Raw genomic sequence first — 18,004 nt, 5'->3', positions numbered from 1 at the left:
CCTCACTTTGTTGCCGGGGTAATTACAAACTTAAAGTTTGTGACACCCGCGTCGGTAAACACCTTCGAATAGTAACTAGCTAGTTCTGGGCTGTTCGTGTGATAAATAGCACCGCCATCGAAACCAGAGGAGTATTTCTTCGCCTGATCAACCATTTTCGTCTGTTCAGCTACCGACCATGGCTTCGAGCCAGCCGGGCTTTCTGGGTTTCGAATAGAACTAGCCCAGTCATCGACAAATTTGGCTTCAATAGCTGTGGGTTTCCCGCCGATCACTGCCACTTCATCAGCGACACCTTTGACACGTTGCCCATCGACAAGCGCCGTGTATTGACGTTCAGCAAATGGAGTATCCCCATACATCCCGCGCACACCACTTTCATAGCTCTGCGCCTTGTCGATGGCCCGACTACCATTCACAACAACAGGATTGGTAGTTTCTAGCGCAGTACCTGCCTCTTTTGCACCAGCGCTTCCTAACTCAAGTGCTGTATCCGCCCCAAACGTCCCCAAATCCATCGTGGAGGGTAGCGCACGGCCAGCTGCGCTGCCAGCCCCCACCGCCTTCCCCAAACCAATTGCCCCTACTGCCGCAATCCCCGGCAATTCCTCCACAGGTAGGAAAACCATCTGCCCGATCTCAGCGTCTTGCTCCTGTGCTTTGGCTATCTGTGCGCTGTGTCCGATGCTGTTGTAGAGCTTCTCGTCTTCGCTGGGTGAGCGAAACGCAGTCTTCAAGAAGTCCAAAGGTGTCTGCGAATTAGCCGCCGTCCATGCAGCCTTCTGTTCTGCTGTTCCGGCGAATGGGAAATCGTATGACTGGATGGCACCGTTCTGCTTCAAATTGTCTAATGCTACTCCAGCCAGCCCGGCGCCAACCCGGGTAGCCATTTCGTCGTAGTATTCTTGATAAGAGTCGGCCAGAAAAACACGTTCTGCATTGGTTAGCGGTAATCCCGAGTCAAGTTTCCATTGTACATAGTTGCTTCGCTGATCTTGTTGTTGGAAGGCCCGGTATTCAGCACCCTGCTGATCCGTCGCGGTTCCATTTTCCAGTGCCTGGCGGTCTGCCTCCAGACGGGCTAACGAGTTAGGGCCCAGGAAATTGTTCTGCGTTGTATTTTCAGCCACAGAGGCGGCGATTGCCGCATTGCCGCCCGTTGCCGATGCAGCAAGTACACCCACCAGCCCCGAAAGCGCGACAAGCTTGCGGCGCTCATCCGGTGTGGCGTCGGCAGCAGCCATGGCAGGATTTGGCATGACCAGACTGGCCAGTGTCTGAACCGCAGCCTCATCGGCCCCCGCTGCTAATGCACCGGTTTTAAAATCACCGCCTTGAGCAACGGAGAGAACACCGCCGAGCACTGCATGCAGGCCTACCTTGGTTAATGAACCATTGGAGAACGAGGTCCCGCCGATATCGTTCGAGAGAGTGGCACCTCCGACGCTAATAGCCGCGCCAGCCAGCGAGCTGGTCAGGTTGTCTTTCAAACTTCCGCCTTCAATGGCGGTTTTCGCGACTGAATTGACAGCTGACGTTAATGCCGCTTTTTCCAGTGTCTCCGCGCTGAATATCGCGGGATTGTAAGGGACCAAATTGCCGACTCCGGCGGAGATCCCTGCTAATGCATAACCTTTCAGGCTGGAGGAAGAGGTCACATCGTTGAACGTTGCCCCGATATTTCCGCCATTGTTGATAAAACTGACCGCAGCATTGCTGGCCATGGAGGTCATGGCAGCACTCAATGCCGTGTTGGCCCAACCCGCAGCCGTATACTCAGCACCAGCCGCAACAGCGTCAGCCGTTGTGGCCGCAGCCATGGCCGTACCAGACCCGGCCTCCGCGCTAGCCATCGTGCCTACTGCACTGCTGGCAGCCCCCGCCGTCAGCACCGTGACAATGATGATGATCGCCAGCATGGCCCCGGCCCCAAGGCCGGAATGGCTGTAGTCATAGGAGTCGTGCAGTTCCTTGATCTGCTTCCAGTCGACATCCCCGCGTTTCTCGGCATCCTTGAGCCAAGCCAGTTGCGGGTCAGCCTGGACCATTGCATCGATGGTCTGGCTGACAGTCTTCTGATCGATCTGCTTGACGTCGATATGCAGCCCATCGACCGCCTTGATGACAACCTGTCCTTTGGCAGTCATCTCGGTCTGCTTCAGAGTTTCGTCGGTGCTGCCGTTACCGCTCATGCTGGTCCAGGCAAAGCTGCTGTCACTCTTGGCGTGGTCCTCCTTGTGCAGATCCTTCACCCCTTCGAAGGTGATGGTTCCACCGCTCTGCAAGGTCAGGTCCTTGTTGCTGTCCAGCTTGGCGACCTGGTAACGCTGGTCGCTGCCGCTGATCAGACCGATATCACCGCCGGCTTTGATCTCACTGCCGACGTTGGTGAGCTGGGTGACTTCATCATGCCGGGAGCTGCCGCCACCCCAACCACCGCTGTCATCTTTCTTGTCGTACAGCGAGTAATCGGTGTTCTGTGCAGCCAGCACATTCAGTTTCCCGCCGGCCACAAGATACGCATCGTCGCCGGCGCTGATCTTGCTGGCGATCAGGCCCAGGTCCTGACCGGCGCTGAGCCGCACTCCACCGCCCGCATTGACGCTGGTCGCCACCTGGCCAACATGGTCCTCCTGCGTGGTGCTATCACTGTCCTTGGAGTAGAAGTGACCTTCATTGGCCGCTGAAGCCAGTACCAGGTTTTCCTTGGCGGACAGGGTGATGTCACGGGAAGCATCGATCTGGCTGGCAATGGCCGAGAGATCACGCCCCGCGCTGATCGAGAGGTCGCGACCTGCGGTAACAAAGTCGGTCAATTGCGTGACGCTGTCAGTGAGGAATTTCTTACCGCCGGTGAATTTGCTATCCGTCTGCACAGCCAACAGATTTACATCACGCCCCGCCGTGATGCTGGTGTCGCGACCGGCTTGCAGCACACTGCCGGCGTTATTGACGTCACGCCCGGCCTTGACCGTAAGATCGTTTGCGGCCTCGATACGCGCGGCCGTGTCGGCATAGGCGTAGCTGGTAGACGTATAGCCGTCGGAGGCGGCGGAAGTGGTCACCGTACGCTCGTTGAGCACATCGCCGCTGACAGCTGTCAACGCCACATCCCGCCCGGCAATGATGCCCCCGGCGGTGTTGGTCAGGTTGTTGCCGGCCAGCAGGTCCAGCCGATTGCCGGCTTCGACCAGACCGCTGTTGACCAGGTTATTGCCGGCCATGGCGGACAGGTTGCTGCTGGCACGCAAGGTACCGACGTTATTCAGGTCCTGGCCGGCAATCAGGGCGACATCGTTGCCCTCGATCAACGCGCCATTGGGGGCCAGACGGTTATTGGCCTGGGCCAGGTAAAGCACCGGCACCATGACCTCTTGACCATTGACCACCTGTTTTTCCATCCAGACGATGTCGTGGGTCAGGGCCGCGACCTGCTCATTGGTGAGGCCGACACCGTAGCTGAGGTTGAGCTGCTTCTGGCTGCTGATGGCGTTATCCATCAGGTATTTGAACTGGGCGTCGTCCGAGGTCTGGCCGTCGATGAAACGTTGCCCCGTCCGGGCCGCCACCGCCTGGTCGATCAGGCGCTGCTCATAGAAGCCATCACCCAGGCGCTTGGCGCTGGTATCCGGGTTGTAACCCAGGTTGGACAGCAGGTAGTCCGAACTCATGAATTGCTTGAGGTCAGTCAGTACCGGGTTGGTTTCGACCAGGTACTTCTGCGGGTTGGACTTGACCGACATATCCGGTAAGCCCTGGACGCGGGCCAGGGTCGATATGCTCGTGGACGCACCAGCCAAGGCGACCGGGGCGATCGCCGGAATCAGCGGGTTGCGCTGAGTCACCGGCAAGGTCGTCGTCACACCGGGAACCACCACGGCCACCGGCTGATGAGCGGCATCGACCTGGACCGCCCCTGGCTGGGTGATGGCGGAGGTGCTGCTGCTATAGCTCGGCAGTTGGATAAGGTTGCTACCGGTATCGACAGGCACGGAGGCATTGATGACACTGGCACCGACGCTACTGCCAGTGGTCTGGGTCAGTTGCAGATTATTGGTGGCAACCTGCGAGATATCACCGATCTGGAAGTTGCGCGCCTGGACTTGCGGCAGGCTTTGTTGACGCAGGGCGGTACTGACCGCAGCGCCCCCCATGCTCCAATTTTGCGAACCGAGATTGGCCTGACTCGCCTGCTGAGCCGAGCCACCCTGCCCGCTCAGCCGGAACAGACCGTTCTGGCCGCTCGGTAGGCTAAATCCCGGCAGGGTGGTCGGGTTGACCTGCTGCTGAGCCAGGTCAGGGCTCAGTTGAGCATTGAGGCTGACCACGGTAGGCGCCGGCGAGCTGCTGACCTGGGTCGAACCGACTCGTGAGGCTCCACCAGTCAGAGCGACGCCCTGGCGGACCACACTGTTGGTGAGGTTTTGTGTAGCGGTGATATTGACCGCGCCACCGGCCTGCACGATGGCATTGGCATAGGTCGATGGGGTGTTGTAGGTCAGGGTGTTTTCGAAGAAGGCCGCGTTCTGAACGACGGCCGGGGCTGCGGCTCGTGGTTCATTCGGGTTGTAATGTGGTGGGTCAAGATCTCCGCCGTAGTAGTTATCGTCTACATGAACGATGCCGTATGAGGTGTAGGGAGAACCGTTACGCCCGCCTTGCCAATGTAATACGCTGCCTATTGCCTCAACATTGTTAGCGTTCCATTCATGTAGGGTGCTACGCCCGTATGGATCGGTGTAAATGGGGTCATTGGCGGCGTTGTAGTTCATCACCGACACCCAGAAAGACGCACTGTAAGGGTCATCGGTTAAGAAAGAGCGCCGTACGCTGTAATCGCCTACGGAGGCGCCTTGATTAGTGAACGTCTGAGCGTTCACGGTCAGGTTGTTACCGGCGCTGACCGTCGAGGCCTGGTTGATAAATTCTTGACCGCTGGCGAGAAAGTTTCTCCCGGCAGTCATACTGGCTGAGGCTGAGTCCTGCACGATCTGTGACTTGTAGTTTTCTACCCAGACCAGATAACCGTCGTATTGATAGCCAACGGCTTGGACAAATTCGTCACAGGCGTAACAACGCACCCCGATATACCCTGAAACCAACCCTCCGGTCGTTTGAAAGACGTCCTTGCGATTCTCGATATGGTCAGCCGACAGGCTCAGGTCACCGACACTTTCCATCGTCGAGGAAATGTTGTTGATCGAAGCGCTCGCGCCGTTGTTGTCATCCTTGGCAATGCTGATATTTCCAAGGCTGTAGACGTCGGCATAACGGTTGGTGAAGTTATTGGTACGCAGCGCCATGTCGCCGCCGCTGAAGATCAGGCCGTTCTGGTTGAGCAGCGTGTCGGCATTGACCCGCAGATTCGCGGAACTGCCCAGGGTGCCCTGGTTGGTCAGCGTCGCGGCGTTGACGGTCAGGTCGCCGATGGCCGTCACTCGACCATTGTTGGTCAGACTGCCGCTGCTGCTCAGCACGCCTGTGTTGCCCGCCGTGACGCTCGCTGTCGATCCCAGATCAATTTGCGCGGCGCTCAAGCCCAAGCTACCCAGGCTGCTGACCTTACCGTTGCCGCTGTAACCGCCCGACAGGTTCAACGCAAGGCTGCCACTGCTGGCGATCAAGCCATCGTTGCTCCAGTTGCCGCCGGTGCCGGTGAGGCTGTCGGTAGCCAATAGCTGCCCACTGCCGGTCTGGGTCAGGTTGTTGATGTTCAACGTCAAGCGACCGACCTGAAGCACGCTGCTGTTGGTCCAGCTATCGGCGGTCAAGGTCAGCCCACCTCGGGTGACCAAACTGCCGCCCGCGTTGGTAATGTTGGCCGTGGCGATATCGAAGGTGCCGTTACCCACATGCAACAGGCTGCCGCCCTGGTTCAGGAAACTGCCGGCATTGAGCGTCAGATCGGTGTTGGCGGTTTCCAGCTTGCCGTTGCGGTTGTCGAACAGCCCACCGATCTGGAAGTCGGTCTTGCCGCTGCTGCCCAGCGCCCGCAATTGCCCGGTCTGGTTATCCAGGCTGGCGGCCCGCACGCTCAGGGTGCTGTCGCTTTCGATAATCCCCAGGCGGTTGTTCAGGGCGCCGTTGAGGCTGAGGTCGATCCGTTGCCCGGCGATCTGCCCGTCGTTGTCGCCGCTGTTGTCGAAGTTGTTGCCGCTGACCTGGACCAGGCCCTTGGCGTACAGCCCGCCGTTGCGGTTGTCGAAGTCGGCGGTGGTGATGACGGCATCGCCGCCTTGCGCCGAGATCCGCCCACCGTAGTTGTCGATTCCGCCCCAGGCTTGCAGGTCCAGGCGCTGGGCCTGGGTGATGCCGCCCTGGCGGTTGTTGTTCAGGTCGTAGCCGTTTTTCAGCACGCCGACGATCCGTGCTTCCAGGGCCGCCTTGACGCTGGCCAGGGTGCCGCCGCGGTTGTCGAGGTTGGCGGCGCTGACCTGCAGGTCGCCGTTCTGGGCGATGAGCTTGCCGCTCTGGTTGTCGATATCGCCGGCGATCGTCAGGTTCAGCGCGCCCTGGCCTTGCACGGTGCCCTTGCCGTTGGCGAGGCTGGCGGCGCTGAGGGTGACGTCGCCGTTCTGGCTGTAGATCAGGCCGTCGCCGCTGTTCTGCACGGCGCCACCGGTGGTCAGGGTCAACGCGCCGTTGGCCGCCACGGTGCCGCGATTGCGGTTGTCGAGGCCGCCGCTGAGCAGGCTCAACAGCCCCTGGCTGACCAGTTGCCCGCCCTGGTTGTTGAGCTGGCTGCTGCGGCTGACCACCAGCGGCCCGCCACTGGCCAGCTTGCCGTTGGTGTTGGTGAGGACACCCAGCAGGTCGAGAGTGACTGCGCCATTGCCGGTCAAGGTGCCGCCGCTATTGTCCAGGGTGGTGCCGGTGAAGCTCAGGGCCTGCTGGGCGCTGAGCGTGCCGCTGTTGGTCAGCGCCAGGGCGTTCAAGGTCAGGGCCGCGCCGCTGTCGATGGAGCCGCCCGCTGCGTTGTTCAGCAGGCCGCTGATCGTCAGTTGCTGCGCCGCGCCGCTGGACAGGATACCGCCGCTGTTATCCAGACTGGCGGCGCTGACGGTCAGGTTGTTCTGGCTGACCAAGGCCCCGGCTTGGCCGTTGAGCAACGCGCCCGTGACGCTCGCCGCGAGATTGCCGTTGCGGCTGGACAGGGTGCCGCTGTTACGGTTGTCGAGACTGCCAGCGTTGACGGCCAGACCCTGCCAGCCGGAGATCAGGCCGCCCTGGTTGAGGAGGCTGTTGGCAGTCACGCCCAGTTGGTTATTGCTGATCAGCTTGCCGCCGCTGTTGTCCAGGGTCCGGCCAGCGAGATTGAAACTCTGGCTGCTCGACAGTTCGCCGTTCTGGTTGTTCAGGTCGCGCAGGCGGTTGAGGCTCAACGCGCCCTGGGCGTTCAACAGACCGTTGCGGTTATCCAGGTCGCCGCCGGCCAGGTCCAGGCTGAGCGCCTGGCTGCCCAGCAGGCGCCCGCCGTTCTGGGTCAGGGCGCCAAGGTTCAGGCCGATATCGCCCTTGGCCGAGACTTCACCGCCGTTGCTGGAATCCAGGCTGCTGGCGCTGATGGTCAAGCCACCCTGGCTGTTGATCAGGCCGTTGGCGCTGTTGTTCAGGGCCAGGGCGTTGAGGGTCAGCGCGCGGCTGCCGAGCAGCGTGCCACCCTGGTTGTCCAGGTCGGCGCTGCTGATGGTCAGGGTTTGCGCGGCGTTGATCAGGCCCTGGTTCTGGTTGGTCAGGAGACCGCTGGTGCTCAGGCTGAGGTCGCTGCGACTGGTGACGGTCCCGCCGCTGTTGTCCAGGCTGGCAGCCTGCACGTCGAGCGCGGCGGCGGCGATCTGGCCCTTGAGGTTGCTCAGGGCCTGGTTCACCCGCAGGGTCAACGCCTGGTTGCTCAGCAGCTTGCCGTTGCTGTTGTCCAGGCTGTCGGCGAGCAGGCTGAAGGCCTGGGCACTGGAGAGCTCACCGCCCTGGTTGTTCACGCCCTTGAGGTTATTCAACACCAGCGACGGCGCGTTGATCAGGCCGTTCTGATTGTTCAACTGACCGTGGTTCAGGTCCAGTGTCAGTGCGGTATGGCTGAAGAGCTTGCCGCCCTGCTGGTCCAGGCCGCTGACGCTGGCGGTCAGGGCCTTTTCGCTGCCGAGGCTGCCGCCCTGGTTGGTGACCTGCCCGGCGCTGAGGCTCAGGCTATCGGCGCTGCTCAGGCTGCCGTTGCTGTTGTCGAAGGCCCCGGTGGTCACGCTGACCGCGCCCTTGGCGCTGATCACGCCTTGTTGGGTATTGGTGAGGCTGGCGCTGGTCAGGGTCAGTTGGTTGTCGGTGACCAACCGGCCGCCCTGGTTGATCAGTGCACCTGCGCTGGTGAGGCTCAAGGCTCCCGCGCTCGACAGGCTGCCCGTCGAGTTGTCCAGGCTGGCAACCTTGAGCGTGAGGTTGCCTTCGCTGCTGATCAGACCCTGCAGTTGGTTGGTCAGGGCATTGTCGAGGGTGATGACCAGGCCCGATTGGGCACTCAGGGTGCCGCCACTGTTGTCCAAGGTACTGCCGTTGAGGTTGGCGCTGCCCTGGCTGCGCAACTGGCCCAGGCTCTGGTTGATGACCTGGACGACCTTGAGGCCCAACGCCGTGTCGGCCAGCACCTTACCGCCGGCGCTGTTGTCCAGCCGTGTGCCGCTCAGGCTCAGATCGGCGCTGCTGGAGAGTTCGCCGCCGCGGTTGTCGACCTGGTCGACGTTGAGTTTCAGCGCTTTTGTCGCCCCCACCAGACCACCCTGGCGGTTATCCAGGGTGCTGCCGTTGAGGGTCAGCGCGCCGCTGGCGATCAGTTGGCCGTTCTGGTTGTTCAGGCCGGCGATATTCGCCGTCATGTCGGCCTTGCCGGACACCGCACCGTTGCGGTTGTCCAGGCTGTTGGCGGCCAACAGCAGCGCACCGTCGCCGATCAGGGTGCCGTTCTGGTTGCTGAAGGTGTTGCTCACCCCCAGGTCGACCGTGCCCCGGCTGCTGATCAGGCCCTGGCTGTTGTCCAGGCTGGCGCTGCGGCTGTCGAGAGCCGCGGCGGAAATCAGGCCGTTGAGGTTGGTCAGGCTATCCGCGAGGCGCAGGGTCAGGCCCTGCTCGCTCAGCAGCTTGCCGTTGCTGTTATCCAGGCTTTGCGCGGTCAGGGTATAGGCCTGGGCGCTGGAGATTTCGCCGTTCTGGTTGGCCACTCCGTTGAGGTTGTTCAACACCAGCAGCGGGCCGTTGATCACGCCGTGCTGGTTGTTCAACTGGCCGTTGTGCAGGTCCAGGCTCAGGCGGGTCTTGCTGAACAGTTCGCCGCCTTGCTGGTCGAGGCCGCTGACGCTGGCGGTCAGGGCCTTTGCACTGGCGATACGACCGGAGGCGCCGTTGCTGACCTGGGTGGCGCTGAGGTCCAGGCTGTCGTCACTGGTCAGGTGGCCGCCCTGGCTGTTGTCCAAGGTGCCCGTCGTAACGTGGGTCGCGCCTGTGCCGTTGATCACGCCTTGTTGGCTGTTGTCGAGGCTGGCACTGGCCAGGGTCAAGCCCTGATCCGCGAGGATCGAACCGCCCTGGTTGAGCACGGTGCCGAGACTGGTGATCGACAAGGCCGCGCCACTGCCGAGTTGGCCCGCGCTGTTGTTCAAACTCTGGCTGCTCACCGTGACGCTGCCAGCGGTGCTGAACAGTCCACCGGACCGGTTGTCGATCTGACCGACATTGAGGGTCAGGGCCTGGGTGCTGGCCACCGTACCGCCGTTGCGGTTGTCGAGGGTCTTGCCGGTCAGCAGCAAAGAGCCCTGAGCGACCAATGCCCCGCCCTGCTGGCTCAGGCTGTCGATGTTGGCGCTGAGGTCGCCCTGGCTGGCAATGCGGCCCGCGGCGTTGGCGACTTCCTGCGCCTTGAGGGTGACCGGGCCGACCGCGCTGAGCAGGCCGCCGCTGTTGTCCAAGCGCGTGCCTTCGTAGCCGATGGCGGCCTGGCCGATCAGGTTGCCCTTGTCGCGGTTGTCCAGTTGATCAACCAGCAGTTGCAAGTCCCTGTCGGCTTGAATCACACCGCCACGGTTGTCGGCCGAGGCGCTGCGCAAGGTCAGTCGGTCCTTGCCCGCCAGGCTGCCGCCACGGTTATCCAGGCTGCCGGTACTGAGGTCGATGGCCTGGCCGGCGCGCAGTTTGCCCTGCTCGCGGTTGTCGAAGGCGCCGCTGATGGTCGCGCTGAGCGGGCCGTCGACCGCTAGCAGGCTGCCCGCCGCCCGGTTGTCCAGGCTGGCGGCGCTCAGGCGCAGGGCCTTGCCGGAACCGAGGTTGCCGGCATGGTTGTCCAGGGCGCCGCTGAGGTCGATGCTCAAGCCCAGGTCGCCGGTCAGTTGGCCGCCGGTGTTGTCCAGGCTGGCCGCCTTGAGGCTCGCCTGCCCGGCGCTGGACAGGGTGCCGTTACGGTTGCTGACCGCGCCCAGCACCGTCAGGCCCAGGCCCGCATCGCTGCCGAAGGTGCCATTGGCGTTGTCGAGGCTCGCGGCGTGCACGTCCAGGCCGTTGGCCGTCACCAGCCCCTTGACGTTGCTCAGCGCCTGGTCGATGCGCAGGAGCAAGGCCTGCTGACTGATGACCTTGCCCTGGGTGTTGTCCAGGCTGTGGGCGGCCAGGGTAAAGCCCAGGTCGCTGGAGATTTCGCCGCTGTTGTTCAGTACGTCCTTGAGGTTGTTTAACGACAAGGCGCCGCGGGCATTGATCAGGCCGTTCTGGTTGTTGAGTTGGCCGTTGCCCAGGTCCAGGCTCAGGCTACTGCTGCTGAACAGCTTGCCGCCCTGCTGGCCGAGACCGCTGACCCGCGCGGTCAGCGCCTTGGCGCTGGACAGGCTGCCACCGGCACCGTTGTTGAGTTGGCCGCTGCTAAGGTCGAGGGTATCGCCGCTGGTGAGGCTGCCGCCCAGGTTGCTCAGGCTGCCAAGGCTGTTGAGGGTCATGCCCTGGACGCTGGAAAACTGGCCGCCGTCGTTGTTCAGGCTGCCGGTGTTGAGCAGGATCGAGCCGTCGCCCTTGAGGGTGCCCTGGGCATTGAGCAACTGGTCGCTCAGGGTCAGGCCCAGGTTGCCCTTGGCGTACAGGTTACCGCCCTGACGGTTGTCGAGCAGGTTGGCGCCGAGGCTCAGGGTGTCGCCGGCGCTCAGGCTGCCGCCGCGGTTATCCAGCGGCCCGCCGATCGTCAGGCCCAGGCCGCCCTGGCTGACGACGCGGCCGTTGAGCCGGTTGTCGAAGCCGAGACTCTGGAGGCTCGAGGGACCGACCGACGACACCAGCCCGCCCTGGTTCAGCCATGGGCCGACGAGGGTTGCCGTCAGCGCGGCATTGCTGGTCAGCGTGCCCTGCGTGTTGTCGAGGCTGGCGCCGCTCAGGGTCAGGTCGGCCCCACTGCTGATCTGCCCGCCCAGGTTGCTCAGCGCCCCGGTTGCGCCGAGGCTCAGGCGCCCCTGGCTGGAAAGCGTACCGCTAGCACTGTTGTCCAGGCTGCCGAGAGTCAGGTCCAGCACGGACTGGGCTGTGGCCCGCCCGCCCGTGTTGAGCAGGCTGGCCGTCTGGATCGCCAGGCTGTTGCCGGACAGCACGCCCTGGGCGTTGTTCAAGGTCTGGTTGAGCAACAGGGCCAGGGCCGCATCGCTCAGCACCTTGCCGCCGGCGCTGTTGTCCAGGCTGTTGGCCGCCAGGGTGAAACCCTGATGGCTGGAGATTTCGCCGTTCTGGTTGACCACCGTGGCGAGGTTCTTGAGCAACAGCGCGCCCGGGGTGGTGATCAGCGCGTTCTGGTTATTGAGCAGGCCCTGGTTCAGGTCGAGGGTCAGGCCCGTGGTGCCGCTCAACTGGCCCTGGCTGTGCTGGTCCAGGCCGCTGACGCTGGCGGTCAGGCTCGTGGCACTGCTGATGTGCCCGCCTTGGCTGTTGTCCACCAGGCCGCTGCTCAGACTCAGGGCGCTGCCGCTGCTCAGTTGGCCGGATTGGTGATTGTCCAGGCCGGTGGAGTTGAGGGTCAGGGCCATGGCGCTGGTGATACGACCGCTTTCGCTGTTGTTCACCTGACCGCTGCTCAGGCTCAGGGTGCTGCCGCTGCTCAGCAGGCCGGATTGGTGATTGTCCAGGCTGGCGCTGTTGATCACAGCGAGTCCATTGCTCTGGATCTGGCCGGATTGATGGTTGTCCAGCACGCCGTTGGTCGTCAGGCCCAGGTTGCCCTGGCTGACGATCGAACCTTGCTGGCTGTTGTCCAGCCACGCCGCGTTGACTTGCAGGTTCTGTGGCGCGGCCAGCCGTCCGCCCTGGTTGTTGAAGGCTCCGCTGGCATTGATGTTCAGGGTGCTGCCGGCCGCGATCAGGCCGGCGACGTTGTCCAGGCTGGCGACATTCAGGTTGACGTCGGCCAGGCTGGAGATTTCGGCCTGGCCGTTGCTCAACGCGCCCAGGTTAGCGCTCAGGGAGCCATTGCTGTGAATCAGCCCACCCTGGGTATTGAGCAGCTGCCCGGCGGCCACGCCCAGGCTGGTCGCGCTCAGGATCCGGCCTTTGTTCTGGTTGTCCAGGGTCGACGCCGCCACGCTGACCTGCCGCTGCCCGCTCAAGGTCCCGCCCTGGTTGCCCAGGGCCTGCGTGGCGCTGACACTCAGGTCGCGACTGGCGATCACGCTCTGACCGGTATTGGTGATGTTCTGCGCGGTGACGCTGACATCGCCGCTGCTGTTGCGGGTGTTATCGGCATTGACCCCGGCCTCGATGATCGCGAGGTTGGTCAACTGGCCGCCGCTGTTGAGGGTGATGCTGTCCCGGGCCGCCAGGTTGTTCCGGCTGGTCAGATCCCCCGTGGTCTGCACGCTCAAGCTGCTGCCGGCGTAGACCGGACCTTGCGCATCGAGGCTCGCGGCCTTCACGTTGACCGCGCCACTGGCGGTGGCCTGGGCCAGGCTCAGTTGGCCGTTGGCATCGAGCTGGATATCACCGCCACTGGCCGCCAGGTTGCCGGCCAGTTTGACCCCGACCCCGGCCTCGGTACCGACCAGCTTGATCGCCCCGGCATACATGCCGCCCAGGGCCGAGGAGTCGATGGCCACTTGTGGCTTGGCACTGCCATCGTCGGCCCGCGCCGTGGCCTTGAGGCTCTGGGCATCGACGTCGTTGCGACCGGCCACGATCGTCAGTTGGTTGGCATTGATCTGCGCGTTGATCGCCGCCGCGCGGGTGATGATTTCAAAGCGGTCGACGTTGTTGGCATTCAGCCCCGCGCCGTCGATGGACACGCTGCCCTGGTCGACCTGATAGCCGGTGACCTGGCCGTTGGTGATCACCGCCTTGCCGGTGGTCAGGGTCGCTTGCGGGGTGTTGATGAAGCCGCAGCCATTGCAGCTGATGCCATAGGGGTTGGCGACGATGACGTGGGCCGACTGCCCCGCCACCTCGGTGTAACCGCGCAACTGGCTCGGGCTGCCGCCATTGACTTCGTTGAGGATGACGTTGGCCGCAGCACCGCTGAAATTCGGGTTGCCGACGATGATCCCGCCCAGTTGTGTCGACTGGGTCCGCGCCGTGGCGTTGTTGAGGATGACCCCGTTGGCGCCGACGTTGTAGTCATGGAACTGGTTATGCGACAGCCCTTGGGCATTCGGCGCGGCGATGTTGACGATGGGTACGCCATTGCCCGCCTGACCCAGCGTGGTGCCCGGCGCACTGACCACGATGCCGTCCGCCTGGGCCAGCAACGGTTGCCAGAACATCGCGTTCGCCAGGATGAAGGCCAGTCCGCGCTTGGGCAGTCCGCAGAAGTGCTCACGGTTTTTCAGGGCAGCAGAAGGCTGGCGAGCCAGGAAGGCAAACTGACGAACGTCCATGTAGGGCTCTCGACACAACGCAGGCGACGAGGCGCCCTTAAGATGGCACCATGCCATCAACCGGCCGCGATACTAGGGTGGCATTTCCATGGCGTCAATTTGTCAAACGTGAAATATTTCAAAATATTTCACGGTGTTTTTTTGACCAGGACCGGTCACTTCCACAAAACTCCCCGCTAATTCATTGATAAGTATCAATTTCAATACCAAACTAGCCCGCTCTTCTCCTCGCTCCCGGTCAAGGCACCGCTACCGTTTCCGTCAAGGAACCCTGCATGTCCACGCTTGAAATCATCGCCGTCCTGGTCAACGTCCTCGGCGTCTGGCTGACCGCCCGACGCATTCGCTGGTGCTGGCCGGTCGGCGTCGTTGCGGTGCTGCTCTACGCCTGGATCTTCTACGACGCCAAGCTGTATTCCGATACGTTGCTGCAAGGCATCTTCGCCGTGTTGCAAGGCTATGGCTGGTGGCGTTGGAGCCAGGGCGAGCTGAGCGAGGGCAAGGTCCACGTCGCCCGGCTGTCCTGGCGTGAAGGCCTGCTGGGTCTGCTCTGCGGTGCGTTGGGCGCGGGGCTGCTGGGGACCCTGATGTACCGGCTTACCGATGCGGCGGTGCCGTGGATGGATGCCTCGCTCACCGCCTTCAGCCTGGTGGCCAGTGTCTGGGCGGCGCGCAAGTATGTGGCCAGCTGGTGGCTGTGGATCGTGCTGGACGTCCTCTACGTCGGCCTGTTCCTGTTCAAGGACCTGCAACTGACAGCGGCGCTGTACGCCGGCTTCGTGGTGCTGGCGATCTATGGCCTGCGGGCTTGGCAGCAGGACCTGAGCGGCCAGGAGCAGCGACCGCTCCCAGGATGCGACTCGATGACGGGCGAGCTGATTCGTTAGTGCCGGCACCTGCGCAGGGCATCGCCTTCGAACACTTCGCTCATTGACGCCCGATACGCCAGGCCGAAGCCGTCCGGCCCGCCCCCCGGGCCCTCCTCAAGTTTTATGTGTCGTAGTCGATACACTCCTGTACATAGAATAACTTTCTTGACTCAGGAGGCTCCATGACAGGGATATCGTCGATCAGTGCTTTGACGCTGACCCCTTCCCAGGTTACTGGCAAACTGCTGGCTGGCGTACAGCCTGCCGACGCAACCGCTGCGGTTTCCTCCCCGGCTTCCAGCGTGATGATTGGCCAGAACACCGTGGTCGAAATCAACACCTACAACGCCCGTGGCGCCTTGTCTGACGCCGCGGCGGCGCCTGCCTGGGAAAACAGTCCGCTGGACAGGGTATCGTTCACCATGGGCGGCAACCTCGCCAGCCGGTCCAACGCCAACCGCTTTGCCGGCCTCGGCGCGGCGTTGTTGGCGCAACTGGCCGAAGGCAAAAAGGACATCTCGCAGTCGGTTATCCAGGCGCCAGGCAGCAAACCGCTCAACGCCACCGAGCTGTCTGCCGCTCAATCCAAGCTGCACAGCATCAATGCCGACAGCACCATCAGCCTGACCCTCAAGACCGCCAGCGGTAAAACCGTGACCTTGAGCCTGGCGAACCAGGACAATGGCCTGGCCGTGCAGGCCCACGTGGATGGCGGCGAGCTCAGTGATGAAGAGAGTGCCGCCCTGGCCAAGATGGCCGACGGCTTCCAGTCCGCGCTCGACGGTCTGACCGCCGAACCGCCCCAGCTGAAGCTGGGTGCCCTGACCTCGTTCGATTCCAAGGTGTTTTCCTCGGTCGACCTGAGTACCAAGCTCAAGCTTGAGGACAATCGCACCCAGACCCTGAGTTTCCATGCCGACGGCCAACAACGCTCGGTACGCATGAACGGGCCCGCGGGTGACCTGCAACTGTCCGTGGACCTGAAGAGCCAGGCGATTCGCGGCAATGCCAATCAACAGCAGAAGGCGCTCCAGAGCTACCTCAAGCAGATCGACGCCGCCACCAGCCGGGGTAACGGCGACCGGCAACTGATGTCGATGTTCAAGGATGCGTTCTCCACCCTGAATAGCAACTATCCCGGCACCCGCGCGACCACTACGCCGGCCACCGTCGATCCGCTGGCCCCGAGCGATATCGACCGCAACCTGTTGACCGGCCTGGCTGACTTCTCCGCGTCGGTGAAACAAACGGCCCAGGCGAGCAACCCGATGCGTCCCGGCGAACGGGATACCTTTGCCTACGACGTGTCCCAGTCCACGCGACTCAAGGGCCGCGATCCGTTCAATCGCTCGATTGAGCAGGACCAACAATCGCACCTGTCCGCCAGCTATCACCAGTCGCTGTACCCGGGCCAGAAACTGAGGCTGACCAGCGCGGCCGAGTCGCAGAACTACCGGTTTTACCAGATCGACGACCAGGCCAGCAGCCATACCACCCTCAGCTATCACAAGGGTGAGTTGACCAACGCCTCGGTGACACAGTCGGCCAGCCAATCCACGCGGGTATCCAGATACGTGATGGGGCGTCTGCTGGAGCAGACGGTCACCCCGCTCAATTCATCGAGAACCCGGAGTTTCAGGGACGTGCTGGAACACGCCTTGCACCCGGACAATACGCCGACGGGCGCCGCGCGATTGAAACAAGCCCTGGCCGAGCTTCAGGACAAGGCGCTGTTACAAGCGGACCCGGCAAAACTCAAAGGCTGACCCTGGCGGTCAGCTTTCTCCCACGTCACCTGGGATAACAGGGCGGGTGCCGGGACCCGCCCTTGAGCCGTGGCTTTACCTGCTATATCCCTGACTCCCTCCTCGATCGTCGCCGAAGTAGCGGCCATGCTCATGCCCGCCGTGACCTTCGTGCCAATAAGGCCAACACCCCCCCAGCAGGAGGGCACCGGAAAGTACCAGGATCCATAGGGTCGTGCGTTTCATTTGATCGTTCTCCAATGCAATGGATTAGCGGCTGCTCTCATTGCCATGGGCGAGTGTCGTCGGCACAGCAAAATCCCTGAATGCCGGGTAAAAGAACGATGACATGCCCTCGGCAGTTCGTCGGTTCGCTGCCGCGCATAGTGGCCTCGAGCGCTGACGGTTCGGGCACAGGTGTCACGCCGACGGCCCAGCGTGCGCCACCGAACAGACTGGCCCCGGCCATGGGGTCAACCTGATGCAAGGCAGATCGCTGCCAGCTGATGATCGGAGAGGCATGACTTATGACTCACACATCGAAAATATCTTTGTACCGCCGACTGGCAGTCATGGTTGGCGCCATTGCCGTGTTGTCGGCATCCGTGTTACCCGCACAGGCGGAGCATGACCATTACCGCGAGGGCCACGGGCGGCCGGTTTACCATCGCGACTATCGCGGCGGTCATGGCGACTATCGCGGTGATCGCGGTGACTATCGCGGCGGCGGTGACGATCTGGGCGGGATCATCGCCGGCGCGCTGCTCGGCGCAGCGGTCGCCGGTGCCCTACGGCCGCCACCCGCCGTGATTTACAGGGAGGCGCCACCACCGCCACCGCCTGGGGTCAGGTACTACTACCCATCACCCGGCTATTGAGTTCCATGACCGCATGCCCCAGGCGACCGGCTGAGCTCACCGATAGATCCCCTGCCACCGTCGTCAATTCGCCCCCCTTAATCCGGATATAACGACATGAAAAACTTCGTACTCAAAGCGGCCATGCCAGCCGTGTTGATGCTGGCATTCCTCACGACTTCCGTCTCGGCACAGACGACGGCAGCGAGCAGTTCCGACGCCGTCGCACAGGCAGCCGCCCGTCATGCGAAAAAACACGCGGACTTTGTAGAAAAGAGGGTCAACGAGCTACACGCCAAACTGAAGATCACCGACCAGCAGTCGGCACAATGGGAGGCCTATGCGAAAACCATGCGTGACAATGCAAATGCCACCGATAAGGCCTTCCTGGATCGTGCACAGAAACTGTCATCGTTAAATGCCGATGACGCGATGCAGTCCTATGCCAAATTGGCCCAGATGCACGCCGACAATATGCAGAAGCTTGCCACGGCGTTTAGCGCGCTATATGGCACGCTTTCCCCCGTTCAGAAAAAAACCGCCGATAAACTGTTCCGTAATGAGCGGGAGGAGCGGCGCGAAACGGCCAGTAAATCTCATTGATATGCAGTTTGTTGTGCGCTACCGAACAGACAGGGTCGGTAGCGACTCCTAACCTG

General features: G+C 62.4%; 5 protein-coding genes. 4 read left to right on the top strand and 1 reads right to left on the bottom strand.

Going from position 1 to position 18,004, the window contains the following annotated elements:
* Positions 1-2 precede the first annotated feature (2 nt).
* Positions 3-13,874, bottom strand: coding sequence for a filamentous hemagglutinin N-terminal domain-containing protein (locus NUH87_RS01415; RefSeq protein ID WP_338524383.1), 13,872 nt, complete (start codon positions 13,872-13,874; stop codon positions 3-5).
* Positions 13,875-14,149: 275 nt separating this feature from the next.
* Here NUH87_RS01415 and pnuC point away from each other — a divergent pair, with 275 nt between their 5' ends.
* The 4 genes from pnuC (at position 14,150) to NUH87_RS01395 (ending at position 17,948) form a co-directional block, all read left to right on the top strand.
* Complete coding sequence (gene pnuC, locus NUH87_RS01410; RefSeq protein ID WP_338524382.1) at positions 14,150-14,761, top strand: nicotinamide riboside transporter PnuC; 612 nt, start codon at positions 14,150-14,152, stop codon at positions 14,759-14,761.
* 164 nt (positions 14,762-14,925) lie between these two features.
* Positions 14,926-16,509, top strand: coding sequence for a lactate dehydrogenase (locus NUH87_RS01405; RefSeq protein ID WP_338524381.1), 1,584 nt, complete (start codon positions 14,926-14,928; stop codon positions 16,507-16,509).
* 506 nt (positions 16,510-17,015) lie between these two features.
* Positions 17,016-17,366 (top strand): hypothetical protein, encoded by a 351-nt coding sequence (locus NUH87_RS01400; protein WP_338524380.1) that lies wholly within the window; start codon positions 17,016-17,018, stop codon positions 17,364-17,366.
* 96 nt (positions 17,367-17,462) lie between these two features.
* Positions 17,463-17,948, top strand: a complete 486-nt coding sequence (locus tag NUH87_RS01395; protein WP_338524379.1) for a Spy/CpxP family protein refolding chaperone — start codon at positions 17,463-17,465, stop codon at positions 17,946-17,948.
* Positions 17,949-18,004: the final 56 nt, after the last annotated feature.

This window comes from Pseudomonas batumici, assembly GCF_036585405.1.
Taxonomy (GTDB): domain Bacteria; phylum Pseudomonadota; class Gammaproteobacteria; order Pseudomonadales; family Pseudomonadaceae; genus Aquipseudomonas; species Aquipseudomonas batumici.
This window is presented reverse-complemented; position numbering and strand designations above follow the sequence as displayed.

Excerpts from the sequence above, each read along its gene's own strand:
- NUH87_RS01415 (WP_338524383.1), bottom strand. The coding sequence starts at position 13,874 with ATGGACGTTCGTCAGTTTGCCTTCCTGGCTCGCCAGCCTTCTGCTGCC.
- NUH87_RS01395 (WP_338524379.1), top strand. The coding sequence starts at position 17,463 with ATGAAAAACTTCGTACTCAAAGCGGCCATGCCAGCCGTGTTGATGCTG.
- pnuC (WP_338524382.1), top strand. The coding sequence starts at position 14,150 with ATGTCCACGCTTGAAATCATCGCCGTCCTGGTCAACGTCCTCGGCGTC.
- NUH87_RS01405 (WP_338524381.1), top strand. The coding sequence starts at position 14,926 with ATGACAGGGATATCGTCGATCAGTGCTTTGACGCTGACCCCTTCCCAG.
- NUH87_RS01400 (WP_338524380.1), top strand. The coding sequence starts at position 17,016 with ATGACTCACACATCGAAAATATCTTTGTACCGCCGACTGGCAGTCATG.